This is a genomic window from Methylobacterium organophilum, assembly GCF_022179465.1.
In the GTDB taxonomy this organism is placed as follows: Bacteria; Pseudomonadota; Alphaproteobacteria; order Rhizobiales; family Beijerinckiaceae; genus Methylobacterium; species Methylobacterium organophilum.
On sequence record NZ_BPQV01000004.1, the window covers coordinates 378,339 to 395,199 of the forward strand.

Annotated in this window: 14 protein-coding genes; 10 read left to right on the plus strand and 4 right to left on the minus strand. The window is 69.3% G+C overall.

Annotated elements, in window-relative coordinates; all coding sequences use genetic code 11:
- Position 1 precedes the first annotated feature (1 nt).
- Positions 2–991: a thiamine-phosphate kinase gene (gene thiL, locus MFF21_RS09285; protein ID WP_238310859.1), complete on the plus strand. Its 990-nt coding sequence runs from the start codon at positions 2–4 to the stop codon at positions 989–991.
- Here thiL and MFF21_RS09290 read toward each other — a convergent pair.
- Genes MFF21_RS09290 through MFF21_RS09300 form a run of 3 tightly spaced genes read right to left on the minus strand, consistent with a single transcriptional unit; the run spans position 978 to position 3,744 of the window.
- Positions 978–1,709, minus strand: coding sequence for an ABC transporter permease subunit (locus MFF21_RS09290; RefSeq protein WP_238310860.1), 732 nt, complete (start codon positions 1,707–1,709; stop codon positions 978–980). The genes thiL and MFF21_RS09290 overlap by 14 nt on opposite strands.
- Positions 1,706–2,842: an ABC transporter permease subunit gene (locus MFF21_RS09295; RefSeq protein WP_238310861.1), complete on the minus strand. Its 1,137-nt coding sequence runs from the start codon at positions 2,840–2,842 to the stop codon at positions 1,706–1,708. Before MFF21_RS09295 ends, MFF21_RS09290 begins: the two co-directional genes overlap by 4 nt.
- Positions 2,839–3,744 (minus strand): glycine betaine ABC transporter substrate-binding protein, encoded by a 906-nt coding sequence (locus MFF21_RS09300; protein ID WP_238310862.1) that lies wholly within the window; start codon positions 3,742–3,744, stop codon positions 2,839–2,841. The genes MFF21_RS09295 and MFF21_RS09300 overlap by 4 nt, the downstream gene beginning before the upstream one ends.
- Before the next feature lie 270 nt (positions 3,745–4,014).
- Between MFF21_RS09300 and MFF21_RS09305 the strand changes: the two genes are divergently transcribed.
- Complete coding sequence (locus tag MFF21_RS09305; RefSeq protein WP_238310863.1) at positions 4,015–4,404, plus strand: response regulator; 390 nt, start codon at positions 4,015–4,017, stop codon at positions 4,402–4,404.
- 70 nt (positions 4,405–4,474) lie between these two features.
- On the opposite strand, the gene MFF21_RS09310 is transcribed toward MFF21_RS09305, so the two are convergent.
- Complete coding sequence (locus MFF21_RS09310; RefSeq protein ID WP_238310924.1) at positions 4,475–5,209, minus strand: class I SAM-dependent methyltransferase; 735 nt, start codon at positions 5,207–5,209, stop codon at positions 4,475–4,477.
- Positions 5,210–5,405: 196 nt separating this feature from the next.
- Here MFF21_RS09310 and gloB point away from each other — a divergent pair, with 196 nt between their 5' ends.
- From gloB to lpdA, 8 genes are all read left to right on the plus strand, one after another.
- A complete protein-coding gene (gene gloB / locus MFF21_RS09315) occupies positions 5,406–6,197 on the plus strand; it encodes a hydroxyacylglutathione hydrolase (protein ID WP_283206516.1) in 792 nt (263 codons plus the stop codon).
- 350 nt (positions 6,198–6,547) lie between these two features.
- Entirely contained in the window at positions 6,548–7,111 is a 564-nt protein-coding gene (locus tag MFF21_RS09320; protein ID WP_238310864.1) for a TetR family transcriptional regulator, read from the plus strand.
- 317 nt (positions 7,112–7,428) lie between these two features.
- Positions 7,429–8,391 (plus strand): malate dehydrogenase, encoded by a 963-nt coding sequence (gene mdh / locus MFF21_RS09325; protein ID WP_238310865.1) that lies wholly within the window; start codon positions 7,429–7,431, stop codon positions 8,389–8,391.
- Between the two features lie 82 nt (positions 8,392–8,473).
- On the plus strand, positions 8,474–9,670 hold the full coding sequence (sucC, locus tag MFF21_RS09330; RefSeq protein ID WP_238310866.1) for an ADP-forming succinate--CoA ligase subunit beta: 1,197 nt from the start codon (positions 8,474–8,476) through the stop codon (positions 9,668–9,670).
- A gap of 8 nt (positions 9,671–9,678) precedes the next feature.
- Positions 9,679–10,563: a succinate--CoA ligase subunit alpha gene (gene sucD / locus MFF21_RS09335; RefSeq protein WP_238310867.1), complete on the plus strand. Its 885-nt coding sequence runs from the start codon at positions 9,679–9,681 to the stop codon at positions 10,561–10,563.
- Between the two features lie 221 nt (positions 10,564–10,784).
- Positions 10,785–13,769: a 2-oxoglutarate dehydrogenase E1 component gene (locus MFF21_RS09340; protein ID WP_238310868.1), complete on the plus strand. Its 2,985-nt coding sequence runs from the start codon at positions 10,785–10,787 to the stop codon at positions 13,767–13,769.
- A 252-nt stretch (positions 13,770–14,021) separates the two neighbouring features.
- On the plus strand, positions 14,022–15,341 hold the full coding sequence (gene odhB / locus MFF21_RS09345) for a 2-oxoglutarate dehydrogenase complex dihydrolipoyllysine-residue succinyltransferase (RefSeq protein WP_238310869.1): 1,320 nt from the start codon (positions 14,022–14,024) through the stop codon (positions 15,339–15,341).
- A gap of 114 nt (positions 15,342–15,455) precedes the next feature.
- Positions 15,456–16,859: a dihydrolipoyl dehydrogenase gene (gene lpdA, locus MFF21_RS09350; protein WP_238310870.1), complete on the plus strand. Its 1,404-nt coding sequence runs from the start codon at positions 15,456–15,458 to the stop codon at positions 16,857–16,859.
- The last annotated feature ends 2 nt before the right edge of the window (positions 16,860–16,861 follow it).

A 16,861-nucleotide genomic window follows, 5' to 3' on the forward strand; every position in this document is an offset into this window, starting at 1 on the left:
GTTGGGCCGGCCGGGCGAGGATGCGCTGATCGCGCGCCACTTCGCCCCCCTGAGCGGGCCGGGCGCGGACGCCCTGCGCGACGACGCGGCCTGCCTGCGCCCGAGCCCCGGCCACGACCTCGTCGTCACCGTCGACGCGGTGGCCGCCGGCATCCATTACTTCCCCGAGGATCCCCCCGGCTCGATCGCGCGCAAGGCGCTCGGGGTGAATTGCTCGGACCTCGCCGCCAAGGGGGCAACGCCCCGCGGCTTCCTGCTGACGCTCGCCCTGCCCGACGACTGGACGGAGGCGTGGCTCTCCGCCTTCGCGGCGGGACTGGGCGAGGCCGCGCGCGACTTCGCCTGCCCCCTGCTCGGGGGCGACACCGTCCGCTCCGGCGGCCCGGCGCTCCTCTCGGTCACCGCCTTCGGCGAGGTGCCGGCCGGGCGCATGGTGCGCCGGCCCGGGGCGCGGCCCGGCGACCGGCTCTGCGTGAGCGGCAGCATCGGCGACGCGGCCCTCGGCCTGCGCCTGCGGCTCGATCCCGGGGGCCCGCTCGCCGCCGGCCTCAGGCCGGAGGAGCGCGCGCCTCTCCTCGACCGCTACCTGCATCCCCGGCCCCGCCTCGCCCTCGCTCCGGCTTTGTGCGCCCATGCCAGGGCCGCCATGGACGTGTCGGACGGACTCGCCGGCGACCTCGCCAAGATGCTGCGGCTCGAAGGGCTCACGGCCCGGATCGAGAGGGTTGCCATCCCCCTCTCCCAGGCCGCCGCGGCGGCGCTCAGGCTCGATCCGGAGCTGATCGAGACCGTGCTGACCGGCGGCGACGATTACGAGATCCTCTGCGCGGTGCCGCCGGGCCAGCTCGACGCTTTCCTGACAGAGGCCGCCGCGGCGGGCGTGCCGGCAACGGCGATCGGCACGGTCGTGGCCGGGGAGGGACCACCCGTCTTCGTCGATGCGGCCGGCGCCGAGCGGCGTTTCGCGGGGGGCTCCTTCAGCCATTTCTGATCCGGTCGAGCCCAGCCGCCACGGCGAGCAGAGCCGCGTCGCACAGGAAGGCCAAAGCAGCGCTGGCGCAGGCCCCCTGGAACAGGGGGGCGAGCCGCTGGTTCTGAAGGCCGGCGACGATGGGCGTGCCGAGCGTCGCCGCGCCCGCAAGCGCTCCGATCGCGGCAGTGGCGACGGACAGCACCAGCGCCGTGCGCAGAGCCGCGAGCAGGCCGGGCGCGGCCAGCGGCACCTCGACCTGCAGAAGGATCTGGAGCGGGCGCATCCCGAGCGCCTCGGCCGCCTCCTTCGCCGCCGGTGGCACCGCCTCGATCGCACCGATCGTGCTGCGCAGGGTCGGCATCGTCGCGTAGGCGACCAGGGCGAGCAGGGTCGGCGGGCCACCGAAACCGAGCACGGGCAGGGCGAGCGCCACCACCACCACCGGCGGCAGCCCCTGCGCCAGCGCCGCGGCGGCATCGATGGCGCTCCGCCAGGATGCGGCAAAGCGGCGGGTTGCAAGGAGCCCCAAGCCGACGCCCAGCAGGCCGACGAGGGCCAGCCCCATCCCGGCCAGGATCAAGTGGCTCGCCGACAATTCACCCAGTCGGGCGAGGCTCAGGGGGCGGGATTGCGCGCCGAAAATCCATGCCGCGCTCGCCGGATGGCTCGCGGCGGCAAGGAGGAGGCCAGCCAGGAGCGGCGGCACGGCCGCGGGGCTGCTTCGAGGCGTATTCATGACGGCCAGCGGCGGCGCGCGGCCGCCTCCGCCAGGGCGAGGAGGCGGTCGCACAGGAGCGAGAGGGCGATGATCGGCAGCGCGCCGAGCAGGATCAGGTCGGGCGCGAACTGGGCCATGCCGTCGAAGACGAGACGGCCGAGGCCGCCGGCCCCGACCAGGGCGCCCAGCGTCGCCAATCCGAGCGCCTGGACGGCGGCGACGCGGCAAGCCCCGATCAGGATCGACGCCCCCAGCGGAAGCCGCAGGCCGGTGAGAACCTGTCGCCGGTCGAGCCCCAGGGCCTGGGCCGCGTCGAGCGCGTCGCGGTCCGGGGAGGCGAGGGCGGCCTCCCATCCTCGCCGCAGGGGAAGCAGCAGATAGGCGGCGAGGCCCACCACCGCCGGTCCCGGTCCCAGCACGGCGAGGCCCACGCTGCGCAGGGCAGGAACGGCGGCGAGCAGCGCCGACAGCAGGGCGACCAATCCGCCGAGCAGGGCCACTGCCGGCACCACTTGGAGGCCCGAGACCAGGAGATCGATGCCGCCCCGTCCCCGCCGCAAGGGCGCGAGTGCCAGGACGAGGGTGACAGCGAGGAGGAAGCCGGCACCGGCGAGCCCGAGATGCTGCGCGGTTCCCTCCCGCACCTCGTCGAGGCGGGCGCGCGCCTCGACGACGAGCGAGAGGCCATCGAGCGTGCCCGCTCGCAGGAGGAGGGCCAAGCCCGCGACGAGAGCGGTCAGTGCGAGCCAACCCATCGCCGGGATCTTAAGGCGCCCGCTCGCCGCCGCCAGGCCACAGACGAGGCCGACCATCGCCAGCCAGGCGCCCTCCGCGAGCCGGGCGCGGGAGGCGGGCGGATGGCCCTGGATCAGCCCGCTCGCCCCCTGCCCGAGGCCCGCCAGCAACAGGAGGAGGGCGGCGGAGAGGAGCGCGATCGCGACGAAGGACGCGACTCCTTCCCGCCGCACGCCGAGCAGCCCGAGCCCGGAGGCCGCGCAGACCGCGACCGGCCAGGTCCACCCGCCGAGGGCCCCGGCGGCATAGATCGGCGCGCCGGTGACGAGACGGTTCTCGGCGAGATGCAGCAGCGGCAAGCCGAACAGACAGGCAAGGAGGCACGCCGCCGCGGCGAGGGCAAGGATGCGACTCAACCCAGCAATCCGCGACCGACGAGATGGCGCCGGGCAACCGTCGCCGCTCTCTCGCCCTCGACCGCCACGGCACGGTTGAGGCCGCGCAGGGTCTGCGCGTCGAGCGTGGCGAAGACAGTGGCGAGACGCGGCCGGATACCAGGATGCCGGTCGAGGCGATCGGCCCGGATCACGGGGCAGGGCTCGTAGACGATCTGGGCCCGCTTCGGATCGGCCATGACCACGAGGTCGAGGGCATCGAGCGCCCCGTCCGTGCCGTAGACCATGCCCGCATTGACCCCGCTGATGCCCTGTGCGGCCGCCCGCGCGGTCACGGCGGTGTCGCCCCCGGGCAAGCTGACGATCCGGCGCGCCGGCAGGGAAAAGCCGTAGGCGGTCTCGAAGGCTGGCAGCGCGGCGGGGCTCTCGACGAACTCCGTCGAGGCGGCGAGCAGGATCGCGTCGCGTCGCACGGCTCCCGCGAAATCGGCCATGCTGGCGAGCCCCTCCGCCCGGGCGAGGGCGCCGCGCACGGCGATGGCCCAGCTGTTGTCGGCGGGCGCCGGATCGAGCCAGACGAGACCGCGCTCCGCATCGAGGCGGCGGGCCTTCTCATAGGCCTCCCTGCGCTCCTTCCAGGCGGGCTCGGATTCGGTGCCCGAGAAGAAGGCCGCGTTGCCGGTATATTCGGGATAGAGATCGACCTCGCCCGCGAGCAGGGCTGCGCGCACGATCAGCGTCGGCCCGAGGCCGAGCCGGGACGTCACCGTCAGCCCCATCGCCTCCAGCACCAGGACGATCATGCTGCCGATGAGCGTGCCCTCGGTGTCGCTCTTCGAGGCGACGACGAGGGGCCGATCCGGATCGGCCCGGACGGGAGTCGCGGAGGCGGCCAGCGTTCCCGCGGCCAGGGAGAGTGCCACCCTGCGATTCAGCCTCACGCCCGTCGCTCCCCGCGGCAAATGTATCAGCCGATAACATTAACGCCGCGGAGCCCACTCGGAGCCCCGTGTCGCGCTTGACACGCCCGGCGATACGGGCGACGGCTGCCCTGTTCCCGCTGTCGCAGACTGCCGCATCGGGGCAGGCCCGTCATCCGGATCCGGCGCCGGGTACAAGCACCCCTCGACCAGAGACGGCTCCAAAGACGACACATTCCGCGGGCGAGCGGATCGAAGGGAAGACGACGCGGCGTGAGTGCGGAATCCAACGAGGACCTTCTGAACGGCGCCCGGGTGCTGGTCGTCGAGGACGAAGCGGCGATCTCCATGCTGCTGGAAGACATGCTCCTCGATTTCGGCTGCGAGATCGTCGGCCCCGCGGCACGCCTCGCGACCGCCCTGGAGATGGCCAACAAGGAGAACTTCTCCGTCGCCATTCTCGACGTCAACGTGGCGGGCGAGCCGATTTATCCGGTGGCCGAGGCGATCGCCCAGCGCAACCTGCCACTCGTGTTCTCGACGGGCTATGGTGGTGCGGGCATCCGCGAGCCCTTCCGCGACCGACCGGTGGTGCAGAAGCCGTTCAGCCAGTCCGACCTCAAGCGCACCCTGATCGCGGCGATCGCCAGCGCCAGGAAGTAGCCCCCCGCGGCGGTTCTCGCGGTTCGGGACCGGACTGCCCGAGAGAGCTTCGTCTTTCGACCGTTTCTCCTCACCCCGGCTGCCCGGCCGGCACCAGAACGCGGGCCGGGGCAAGGCTCTGCACCCGGCGCACGTGGCGCACGGCGATCGGCCGGTAGAGCTGTTTCGTCGCGTCGATGACGTGCAGACCCGCGAACGGCATCGCCAGCCCGGTGCCCAGGGCCTCCCAGGCCCCGGCCGTACGCAACCAGAGGCGGCTGCGCACCGGCGGCATGTAGAGGGTCTCGGCCCAGCCCTCCGGCGAGAACAGGGTCTCCCGCATCAAGCGCCCGAGCTGCGAGCGGCTATAAGGCTGGCCATGGCCGAACGGCGTCGCGTCCCGCCGCGCCCATACCCCCGTACGGTTGGGCACGACGAGGATCATGCGGCCGCCGGGGGTGAGCACCCGCCAGACATCGGCCAGCAGCTCGCGCGGGCTCTCCACCCCCTCCAGGGCATGGACCAGGATCACCCGGTCCACCGCGGCTTCGGGCAAGGGCATCATGGTCGGATCGGCCAGCGCGGTACAGGAGCGGCCGCTGCCGGGCCAGTTCACCACGCCCTGTGTCGCCGGCATGAAGGCGAGCGTGCGCTCGGCGATGCAATGGACGGAGCCGAGATAGGGCGTGACGTAGCCGATCCCGAGCACCCGCAGCCCCGAGACCGAGCCGAGGAAGCCGTGGATCGCCCGGCTCACGAAGCGGTGGGTGACGAGCCCGAGGGGACTCGCGTAGAAGGCACGCAAGTCCGTGACGTCGAGACGCATCGGCTGGGGTTCCGGCACGGCCGGGTATCCTTCAGATTCCTCTTCGACTTCAATGGGGATCGCCCGCCCGCGGAGCAAGCGGTCAGGCTCATGCCCGGCGGGAACGGGAGGGATCCCCCCGATTCTTCGCGTTTTCCCTTGGAGGCGCCGCCGCCGGCATCGGCGGCGCGCCCCGCTTCAGAGGAGATGGCCGCCCGTGACGAACCCGACCTCCGCCAGCTCGCCGGAGATCCGCACCTTCCTCTGCCGTAGCGACAATATCGGCGTGCTGATGCGCGACCCTGCCACCGGCGCCTGCGCGTCGATCGACGTCCCCGAGGCCGCTCCAGTCCTGGCCGCCCTTGAGGAGACTGGGTGGCGCCTCACCGATATCCTCGTTACCCATCGCCACGGCGACCATGTCGCCGGCATCGAGGAAGTGAAGCGGGCGACCGGCGCCCTGGTCACGGCCCCGGCCAAGGCGGGGAGCGCCGTCCCCGCCGTCGACCGACCCGTGCGGGAGGGCGATCATGTCCGGGTAGGCGGCCTGGAGGCGGAGGTCTGGGAGACGCCCGGCCATTGCAGCGATCACGTCTCCTACCTGTTCCGGGAGGCGGGGCTGCTCTTTGCCGGGGATACGCTGTTCACGCTCGGCTGCGGCCGTGTGCTCGAGGACGATCCCGCGACCTTGTGGCGCTCGCTTCAGCGATTCCTGGCACTTCCCGATGCGACGCAGGTCTTCAGCGGCCACGATTACGTCCTCGCCAATGCGCGCTTCGCGCTAGCCGCCGAACCGGACAATGCCGCCCTCGCCGAGCGGCAGGAGGAGGCGGAACGGCTGCAGCAGCAGGGCGGCTTCCTCATCCCCTCGACGCTCAGGGCGGAGAAGGCGACGAACCCCTTCCTGCGGGCCGCGGAGCCTGCCCTCGCCCGCGCCGTCAATCTCGCGCCCGGGACCGACCCCGAAATTGTTTTCACGTCACTTCGCGATTGGAAGAATAGATTCTAATAGCGCGTGCACCATATTCGAAATACTGATCCCGCATCGGGCCGATCTTCCGGTGCTTATCACCGAGCGGATGGAACCGGGCCGGGATGTCTGTCGAAGGGCACGGCGCGCGGGGTGGGCTGACCTTCGGATAACGCTACGGGTTTTCCGTTGCCGCCCGCCCGCTCAAGTTGTGTCCGCGTCGGCCCCGCATGCACTCAAATGGTTTCCCGGTTCTGCTGAGCATCGATCCGGACAGCTCGCCGCAAGGATCCTCCACGCCCTCTCCCGGACGGCAACCGGGGGGCCGGCTTGGCGGCCAGGCCATCCGCGCGCGCGCCGTACCGGTCTCGACGGATGCGCGGCTTCTCATGATCGCCGCCGATCATCTCGCTCGCCTCGGGCCGAAACGGGTAACCGTGGTGGCCGTCGCGGCGGAAGCCGGCATGACGCATGCCAACGTCTACCGCTACTTTCCCTCCAAGGACGCCCTGCTCGACGCCGTCGCGGGCCGCTGGCTGCGTGAGCTCGAGGCCGAGCTCGCCGGCATCGCCGACGCCCCGGATCCGGCGGACGACAAGATCGAGCGGCTGATCGCCGCCCTGGCGGCGGGGCAGCGGGAGGCGCTGGCCCGCGAGCCGAATCTATTCGCCGTTCACCTCGACGCCGTCGTCGCCTCGCGTCCCATCGCCCGGCGCCACCGTGTCCGCCTGCGCACCCTGGTCGAACGCATCGTGGAAGAGGGCATCGGCACCGGCGTGTTCTCGGCCCGGGACCGGGAGCGGGCCATCGCCTACATCTTCGACGCGAGCTACCGCTTCACTCATCCGCTCGCGATCCAGCACGATGCCGATGTGCCGCGCGACCTGCTCGACGCCCGCCTGAACGCGGTGATCGTGGCGATCCAGCGCACGCTGCGCAGCGGCATATTCTGAGTAAAGTGACAGTTTTTGAAAGCTGTCACCGCCGCTTAGCCGCCGAACCCCTTTTGTTGCGCCGCATCTAAACCCTTCCTACAGCAAGGCTTTCCCGGACCGTCCCCTTTAACGCCTCAAGCCTGCCCTGGCCCGATGCCTGCTTGGCTCGCCTTTGGTCGGGTTGATGAGGCCCGGCTTTTCCGTCAATCACCGCCCGGGATCAGAAAGACTCGTCCGAAGCGTCGAGACCCTCGCGAGACGGCCTCGTTCCGCTTCGGGCCTCCGATCGCTCTTGAAGAGACGGTCGCCCCGCAAGAATTGGAGAGACGACGTCCATGGCACGCAGCAAGATCGCGCTCATCGGTGCGGGTCAGATCGGCGGAACGCTCGCGCATCTCGTCGGCCTCAAGGAGCTCGGCGACGTGGTGCTGTTCGACATCGTCGACGGTGTGCCGCAGGGCAAGGCGCTCGACATCGCCGAATCCGCCCCCGTCGATGGCTTCGACGCCAAATATGCCGGCGCGAGCGACTATTCCGCGATTGCCGGCGCCGACGTGGTGATCGTCACCGCCGGCGTGCCCCGCAAGCCGGGCATGAGCCGCGACGACCTGATCGGCATCAACCTGAAGGTGATGGAGGCGGTCGGCGCAGGCATCAAGGAGCATGCCCCCGACGCCTTCGTGATCTGCATCACCAACCCGCTCGACGCGATGGTGTGGGCGCTGCAGAAGTTCTCGGGCCTGCCCACCAACAAGGTGGTCGGCATGGCCGGCGTGCTCGATTCCGCTCGATTCCGCCACTTCCTGGCGGAGGAGTTCGGTGTCTCGGTCGAGGACGTGACCGCCTTCGTGCTCGGCGGCCATGGCGACGACATGGTGCCGCTGACCCGCTACTCGACGGTGGCCGGCGTGCCGCTGACCGACTTGGTCAAGCTCGGCTGGACCACTCAGGAGAAGCTCGACGCCATGGTCGAGCGCACCCGGAAGGGCGGCGGCGAGATCGTCAACCTGCTCAAGACCGGCTCGGCCTTCTACGCGCCGGCAGCCTCCGCCATCGCCATGGCCGAGAGCTACCTCCGGGACAAGAAGCGCGTGCTGCCCTGCGCCGCCTATCTCGACGGCCAGTACGGCATCGACGGGCTCTATGTCGGCGTGCCGGTGGTGATCGGCGAGAACGGCGTCGAGCGGGTGCTCGAGGTGACCTTCGACGAGACCGAGAAGGCGATGTTCGAGAAGTCGGTCGACTCGGTGAAGGGCTTGATCGCGGCCTGCAAGGGCATCAACGAGAAGTTGGCGTAACGCCCGCCATTCAGGCGGGGTGCCGGCCGGGAGGAGGACCCGTCCGGCGCCCGATCCTTCGCTCGTCCCGACGAGGTTCTCGATGAACATCCACGAATACCAGGCCAAGGCCGTCTTGAAGGAGTTCGGCCTGCCCGTCTCCCGAGGCGTGGCGATCTTCAAGGCGGAAGAAGCGGCCGCGGCCGCCGACGAACTCGGCGGGCCGGTCTGGGTGGTGAAGAGCCAGATCCATGCGGGCGGGCGCGGCAAGGGCACGTTCAAGGGCGCGCCGGCCGGCGCGAAGGGCGGCGTACGCGTCACCAAGTCCAAGGACGAGGTGGTGCAGTTCGCCGGCGAGATGCTCGGCGCGACACTGGTGACCGTACAGACCGGCGAGGCCGGCAAGCAGGTCAACCGCCTCTACATCGAGGAAGGCGCGCAGATCGCCGCCGAGTTCTACCTGTCGATGCTGGTCGACCGCGCCACCAGCAAGGTCGCCTTCGTCGTCTCGACGGAAGGCGGCATGGACATCGAGCAGGTCGCCCACGACACGCCTGAAAAGATCGTCACCTTCTCGGTCGATCCGGCCACCGGGATCATGCCGCATCACGGCCGCGCCGTGGCCAAGGCCCTCGGCCTGTCCGGCGCCCAGGCCAAGGAAGTCGGCGACCTGACCGAGAAGCTCTACACGGCCTTCGTCGCCAAGGACATGAGCCTGCTCGAGATCAACCCGCTGGTCCTGACCGGCGACGGACACCTCAAGTGCCTCGACGCCAAGATCTCGTTCGATTCGAACGCCCTCTACCGGCACCCCGACATCGTAGCCCTGCGCGACGAGACGGAGGAGGACGCCAAGGAGATCGAGGCATCGAAATACGACCTCGCCTATATCGCCCTCGACGGCACGATCGGCTGCATGGTCAACGGCGCGGGGCTGGCCATGGCCACCCTCGACATCATCAAGCTCTACGGCGAGGAGCCGGCGAACTTCCTCGATGTCGGCGGCGGCGCCTCGGAGGAGAAGGTCACGGCGGCCTTCAAGATCATCACCGCCGACCCGAACGTGAAGGGTATTCTCGTCAACATCTTCGGCGGGATCATGAAGTGCGACGTCATCGCCCGCGGCGTGCTCGCGGCGGTGAAGACGGTCGGTCTCGAAGTGCCGCTCGTGGTGCGCCTCGAGGGCACCAACGTCGAGGAGGGCAAGGAGATCATCCGGACCTCCGGCCTCAACGTGATCCCTGCGGACGATCTCGACGATGCGGCGCAGAAGATCGTCGCGGCGGTGAAGAAGGGCTGAGCTGACCGATGTCCATCCTGATCGACGCGAACACGAAGGTCATCTGCCAGGGCTTCACCGGCAAGAACGGCACCTTCCACTCCGAGCAGGCCATCGCCTACGGCACCAAGATGGTCGGCGGCACCAGCCCGGGTAAGGGCGGCTCGAAGCATCTCGGCCTGCCCGTCTTCGACACGGTGGCCGAGGCCCGCGACGCGACCGGCGCCGAGGCCTCCGTCGTCTATGTGCCGCCGCCCGGCGCCGCGGACGCGATCTGCGAGGCGATCCAGGCGGAGATCCCGCTGATCGTCTGCATCACCGAGGGCATCCCGGTGCTCGACATGGTGCGGGTGAAGCGGGCCCTCGAGGGCTCGAAGTCCCGCCTCATCGGCCCGAACTGCCCCGGCGTCGTCACCGCCGGCGAATCGAAGATCGGCATCATGCCGGCCAACATCTTCAAGCCCGGCTCGGTCGGCATCGTCTCGCGCTCCGGCACGCTGACCTACGAGGCCGTGTTCCAGACCACGGTCGAGGGCCTCGGCCAGACCACGGCCGTCGGCATCGGCGGCGACCCGGTCAAGGGCACCGAGTTCATCGACGTGCTGGAGCAGTTCCTCGCCGATCCGAAGACCGAGTCGATCGTGATGATCGGCGAGATCGGCGGCTCGGCCGAGGAAGAGGCGGCGCAGTTCCTGGCCGACGAGGCCAAGCGCGGCCGCAAGAAGCCGATGGTCGGCTTCATCGCCGGCCGTACGGCGCCTCCCGGCCGCCGCATGGGCCATGCCGGCGCGATCATCTCCGGCGGCAAGGGCGGCGCCGAGGACAAGATCGCGGCGATGGAGCGGGCCGGCATCCGGGTCTCGCCCTCGCCCGCCCGGCTCGGCCGCACCCTCGTCGAGGTTCTGAAAGGGTGACGGTGAGGAACGAAGGGACCGGCCGCTGTGTTGCAGTGCACGCAGGGCCGGCTCCCCATAGGCAAAGGAAGGGGCGGGGTTTCCCGCCCCACGTGATGGGAAAGGCGCGCGAATGAGGCTCTGAGCCTCATTCGAAGACGAGGCGCGCCGGTACTCGAAGACGATGCGGCGGCCGCGCTCGGGAGAGCCGGGCCGGCCAACGCGGATCAGGACAGGCAGCCATGGCACGCCAGGACGCGAACGAAGCCCTTCTCGAGACCTCCTTCCTCTACGGCGCCAACGCCGCCTGGATCGAGGAGCTTCAGGCGGCTTATGCCCGGGACCCGAATTCGGTCGATCCCGAATGGCAGCGCTTCTTCCGCAGCCTCAACGAGGACGATGCCCTCGTCGAGAAGAACGCCGCCGGCGCCTCCTGGACGAAGCCCAACTGGCCGGTGCCGCTGAACGGCGAGATCGTCTCGGCCCTCGACGGCAATTGGGGTGCCCTCGAGAAGACGCTCGGCGAGAAGATCCAGGCCAAGGCCGGCAAGCCGGTCGATTCCGGGAAGGGTGCGGCCATCGTGGCGGCGACCGGCGTCTCCGTCGAGCAGGCCACCAAGGATTCCGTGCGCGCGATCATGCTGATCCGCGCCTACCGCATGCGCGGCCATCTGCATGCCAAGCTCGATCCGCTCGGCCTCGCCCCCCGAGGCGACCACGAGGAGCTGCATCCCCAGCATTACGGCTTCAAGGAATCCGACTGGGACCGCCCGATCTTCCTCGACAACGTGCTCGGGCTCGAATTCTCGACGATCCGCGAGATCGTCTCGATCCTGGAGCGCACCTACTGCCAGACGCTCGGCGTCGAGTTCATGCACATCTCCGATCCGGAGGAGAAGGCGTGGATCCAGGAGCGCATCGAGGGCAAGGACAAGGAGATCTCCTTCACCCCCGAGGGCCGTCGCGCGATCCTGAACAAGCTGATCGAGGCCGAGGGCTTCGAGAAGTTCCTCGACACCAAGTATACCGGCACGAAGCGCTTCGGCCTCGACGGCGGCGAGTCGATCGTCCCCGCCCTGGAGCAGATCATCAAGCGCGGCGGCGCGCTGGGCGTCGAGGAGATCGTGCTCGGCATGGCCCATCGCGGCCGGCTGAACGTGCTGGCCAACGTGATGGCCAAGCCCTTCCGAGCGATCTTCAACGAGTTCAAGGGCGGCTCGTCCTCTCCGGCGGAGGTCGAGGGCTCCGGCGACGTGAAGTACCATCTCGGCGCCTCCTCGGACCGCGCCTTCGACGGCAACAACGTCCATCTCTCGCTCACCGCGAACCCGTCGCATCTCGAGATCGTCGATCCCGTGGTGCTGGGAAAGGTGCGCGCCAAGCAGGACCAGAAGGCCAAGCCCAATGTCGAGCGCCGCAAGGTGCTGCCGCTGCTGATCCACGGCGACGCGGCCTTCGCCGGCCAGGGCGTGGTGGCGGAGTGCTTCGGCCTGTCCGGCCTGAAGGGTCACCGTACCGGCGGCTCGATCCACTTCATCATCAACAATCAGATCGGCTTCACCACCGATCCGCGCTTCTCACGGTCTTCGCCCTATCCCTCCGACGTGGCGAAGATGGTGGAAGCCCCGATCTTCCACTGCAACGGCGACGATCCGGAGGCGGTGACCTTCGCGGCCAAGATCGCGACGGAGTACCGGCAGCAATTCGGCAAGCCGGTCGTGATCGACATGCTCTGCTATCGCCGCTTCGGCCATAACGAGGGTGACGAGCCGGCCTTCACCCAGCCGAAGATGTACCAGCGGATCCGCAAGCATCCGACCGCTTTGGAGACCTACGGCAACAAACTCGTCGAGCGCGGCGACGTCACCCGGGAGCAGCTCGACGACCGCAAGGCCGAGTTCCGGGCCATGCTCGACAACGAGCTGGAGCTGGCCGGGAGCTACAAGGCCAACAAGGCGGATTGGCTCGACGGGCGCTGGTCCGGCTTCAAGGCGGTGCGCGAGGACGTGGACGATCCCCGCCGCGGCCGCACCGGCGTGCCCGCGGAGACCCTGCGCCAGATCGCCCAGCGCATCACCACGCCGCCCCCCGGCTTCCACCTGCACCGCACGATCCAGCGCTTCTTCGACAACCGCGCCAAGTCGGTCGAGACGGGGCAGGGGATCGACTGGGCGACGGCCGAGGCCCTGGCCTTCGGCTCCCTGCTGATCGAGGGCCACCGCGTCCGCCTGTCCGGCCAGGACGTGGAGCGCGGCACCTTCTCCCAGCGCCACGCGGTGGTGATCGACCAGGAGAACGAGCAGCGCTACACGCCGCTCAACTCCGTGCGCGAGGGCCAGGCGAGCCTCGAGGTCATCAACTCGATGCTCTCCGAGGAGGCGGTGCTCGGCTTCGAGTACGGCTATTCGCTGGCCGAGCCGAATTCCCTGGTGCTGTGGGAGGCGCAGTTCGGCGACTTCGCCAACGGCGCGCAGGTCGTGATCGACCAGTTCATCTCCTCGGGCGAGCGCAAGTGGCTGCGCATGTCCGGCCTCGTGCTTCTGCTGCCCCATGGCTACGAGGGCCAGGGGCCGGAGCATTCCTCGGCCCGCCTGGAGCGCTATCTGCAGATGTGCGCCGAGGACAACATGCAGGTCGCCAACTGCACGACGCCCTCGAACTACTTCCACATCCTGCGCCGCCAGTTGAACCGCGACTTCCGCAAGCCGCTGGTGCTGATGACGCCGAAGTCGCTGCTGCGCCACAAGCGGGCGGTCTCCTCCCTCGACATGCTGGCCGAGGGCTCGACCTTCCATCGCATCCTGTGGGACGACGCCGAGCACGACGAGAGCGGCGTCAAGCTGGTGCGCGACGATAAGATCCGCCGCGTCGTGCTCTGCACGGGCAAGGTCTATTACGATCTCTACGAGGAGCGCGAGAAGCGGGGCGTCAACGACGTCTACCTGATGCGCGTCGAGCAGCTCTATCCGTTCCCGCTCAAGGCGCTCGCCAACGAGATGACGCGCTTCCGCAATGCGGAGGTGGTTTGGTGCCAGGAGGAGCCGAAGAACATGGGCTCCTGGGCCTTCGTCGAGCCCTATCTCGAATGGGTGCTCGGCCAGGCCGGCTCCGCGGTGAAGCGTCCGCGCTATGTCGGCCGTCCCGCCTCGGCCTCCACCGCAGCCGGCCTGATGTCGAAGCACCTCGCCCAGCTCCAGGCCTTCCTCAACGAGGCTCTGGCGGTCTGAGGCCGGCGATGCCGTCTTTCCTGCTCCGTTTGGAGCCGCCCCGCCCGAGCTTTCCCTTCGATGCGACGGCGGCCGAGACGGCGCTCTTCGCGGCCACGGCGCCTGGGTGCCGCAGACCCCGTCATCCTGACGCAGGCCGGTTTCGCCGACAGGGGGGCGCCGGTGCCCTTCCTGATCCTGCGCCCGCAATGATTCCGCGCTCACGCGACTCACGCATCTGAAGAGGAGGTCCCCGCCCGGGGACGAACGATCATGGCAACCGACATCCTCGTCCCGACGCTCGGCGAATCCGTGAGCGAGGCCACGATCGGCCGCTGGTTCAAGCAGCCGGGCGACACGGTCGCCGCCGACGAGCCCTTGGTGGAGCTCGAGACGGACAAGGTCACCCTGGAGGTGAACGCGCCCGCCGCCGGCGAACTCGGCGAGATCCTGGTCAAGGACGGCGAGACCGTGGAGCCCGGCGCCGTGCTCGGCTCGATCATCGAGGGCGGCAAGGGGGCGGCTAAGGAAACCGCCAAGCCGGCCAAGGGCGGCGAGAAAGCCGACAGCCGCAGCGAAGCGCCGAAGACGGCCTCCGCCGACAAGAAGAAGACCGAGGAGAGCGCCCCGCAGGAATCCTCGGCCTCCTACGGCAGCCATTCCGATGCCCCGCCGACCGGCGGACGCTCCGCCGAGGAGAGCGGCCCGGCTGTGGCCAAGCTCGCCCGGGAATCCGGCATCGACCCGGCGAGCCTCAACGGCAGCGGCAAGGACGGACGGGTGACCAAGGGCGACATGCTCGCCGCCATCGGCAAGGCCGGCGACAAGGCGCCGGCCCAGGAGAGCAAGGCCCCCCCCGCCCCGCCGCGGGCCCCCTCCGCCCCGGACGATGCCGCGCGCGAGGAGCGCGTGCGCATGACCAAGCTGCGTCAGACCATCGCCCGGCGCCTCAAGAGCGCCCAGGACACGGCAGCGATGCTGACGACGTTCAACGACGTCGACATGTCGGCGGTGATGGCCCTGCGCTCCCAGTACAAGGACATCTTCGAGAAGAAGCACGGCACGAAGCTCGGCTTCATGGGCTTCTTCACGAAGGCGGTGATCGGAGCGCTGAAGGACGTGCCGGCGGTGAACGCCGAGATCGACGGGCAGGACCTCGTCTACAAGAACTATTACCACATCGGCATCGCCGTCGGCACCGACAAGGGCCTCGTCGTGCCGGTGGTGCGGGACGCCGACGATCTCTCGATCGCCGGCATCGAGAAGACGATCGCCGGCTTCGGCAAGAAGGCCCGCGAGGGCAAGCTCTCCATCGAGGAGATGCAGGGCGGCACCTTCACGATCACCAATGGCGGCATCTACGGCTCGCTGATGTCGACACCGATCCTCAACGCCCCGCAATCGGGCATCCTCGGCATGCACCGCATCGAGGAGCGCCCGGTGGTCCGCGCCGGCAAGATCGAGGCGCGGCCGATGATGTATCTGGCGCTTTCCTACGATCACCGCATCGTCGACGGGAAGGAGGCCGTGACCTTCCTCGTTCGCGTCAAGGAGGCGCTGGAGGATCCGGCGCGTCTGGTGCTCGACCTCTAAGGCGCGGTCGCTGCCGTCCGCCGGCCGTGTTGACGCACGGCCGGACGCTTCCGCTTGCTTATCTTATCCGATGGCGGGACTTCGACCCGCCCCACTTGCTGCGAGTCGACTTCCATGAGCGCTTACGATCTCGTCGTCATCGGCACAGGCCCCGGGGGCTATGTCTGCGCCATCCGGGCGGCCCAGCTCGGGCTGAAGACCGCCGTGGTCGAGAAGCGGGCGACCCATGGCGGCACCTGCCTCAATGTCGGCTGCATCCCTTCGAAGGCCCTGCTCCATGCCTCCGAGGCCTTCGAGGAGGCGAACAAGCATTTCGCCGATCTCGGCATCGACGTCGGCCCAGTGAAGCTCGACCTGAAGAAGATGCAGGCCTTCAAGGCCGAGGGCGTCGCCGGCAACACCAAGGGCGTCGAGTTCCTGCTCAAGAAGAACAAGGTCGACAGCTATCACGGCAAGGGCCGCATCGCCGGCGCGGGCCGGGTCGAGGTGATCTCGGAGGATGGCGGCAACCAGATGCTGGAGGCCAAGAACATCGTCATCGCCACCGGCTCCGACGTGACCCGGCTGCCGGGCGTCACGATCGACGAGAAGGTGGTCGTCTCCTCGACGGGGGCCCTCGAACTCAGTGAGGTGCCGAAGAAGCTCCTCGTCATCGGCGCCGGCGTGATCGGCCTGGAGCTCGGCTCCGTCTGGCGCCGGCTCGGCGCCGAGGTGACGGTGGTCGAGTATCTCGACCGGGTGCTGCCGGGCATGGACGGCGAAGTCGGCAAGCAGTTCCAGCGGATCCTGGCCAAGCAGGGCATGGCCTTCAAACTCTCGACCAAGGTGACCGGCGTCGAGACAACCGAGAAAGGCGCCCGCGTCACCGTGGAACCGGCCCAGGGCGGCGAGGCCGAGACGCTGGAGGCGGACGTGGTCCTCGTCTCGATCGGCCGCGTACCCTACACCGAGGGCCTCGGGCTGGAGAATGTCGGCGTGCAGGTCGACAACAAGGGCCGCATCCAGACCGACGAGCACTACGCCACCAACATCACCGGCATCTACGCGATCGGCGACGTGATCGCCGGGCCGATGCTCGCCCATAAGGCCGAGGACGAGGGCGTGGCGGTCGCCGAGATCCTGGCCGGGCAGTCGGGCCACGTGAATTACGGGGTGATCCCGAACGTGGTCTACACCTTCCCCGAGGTCGCCTCGGTCGGGCGCACCGAGGAGGAGCTGAAGAAGGACGGGATCACCTACAAGGCCGGCAAGTTCCCCTTCACCGCCAACGGCCGGGCCAAGGCCAACGGCACCACGGACGGCTTCGTGAAGATCCTGGCGGATGCAGAGAGCGACCGCGTCCTCGGCGTGCACATCGTCGGCGCCGATGCGGGCAACCTCATCGCCGAGGTCGCGGTGGCGATGGAATTCGCCGCCTCCGCTGAGGACATCGCCCGCACCTGCCACGCCCATCCGACCCTGACCGAGGCAGTGAAGGAAGCCGCCCTCGCCGTCGACAAGCGGGCGATCCACGTCTGAGG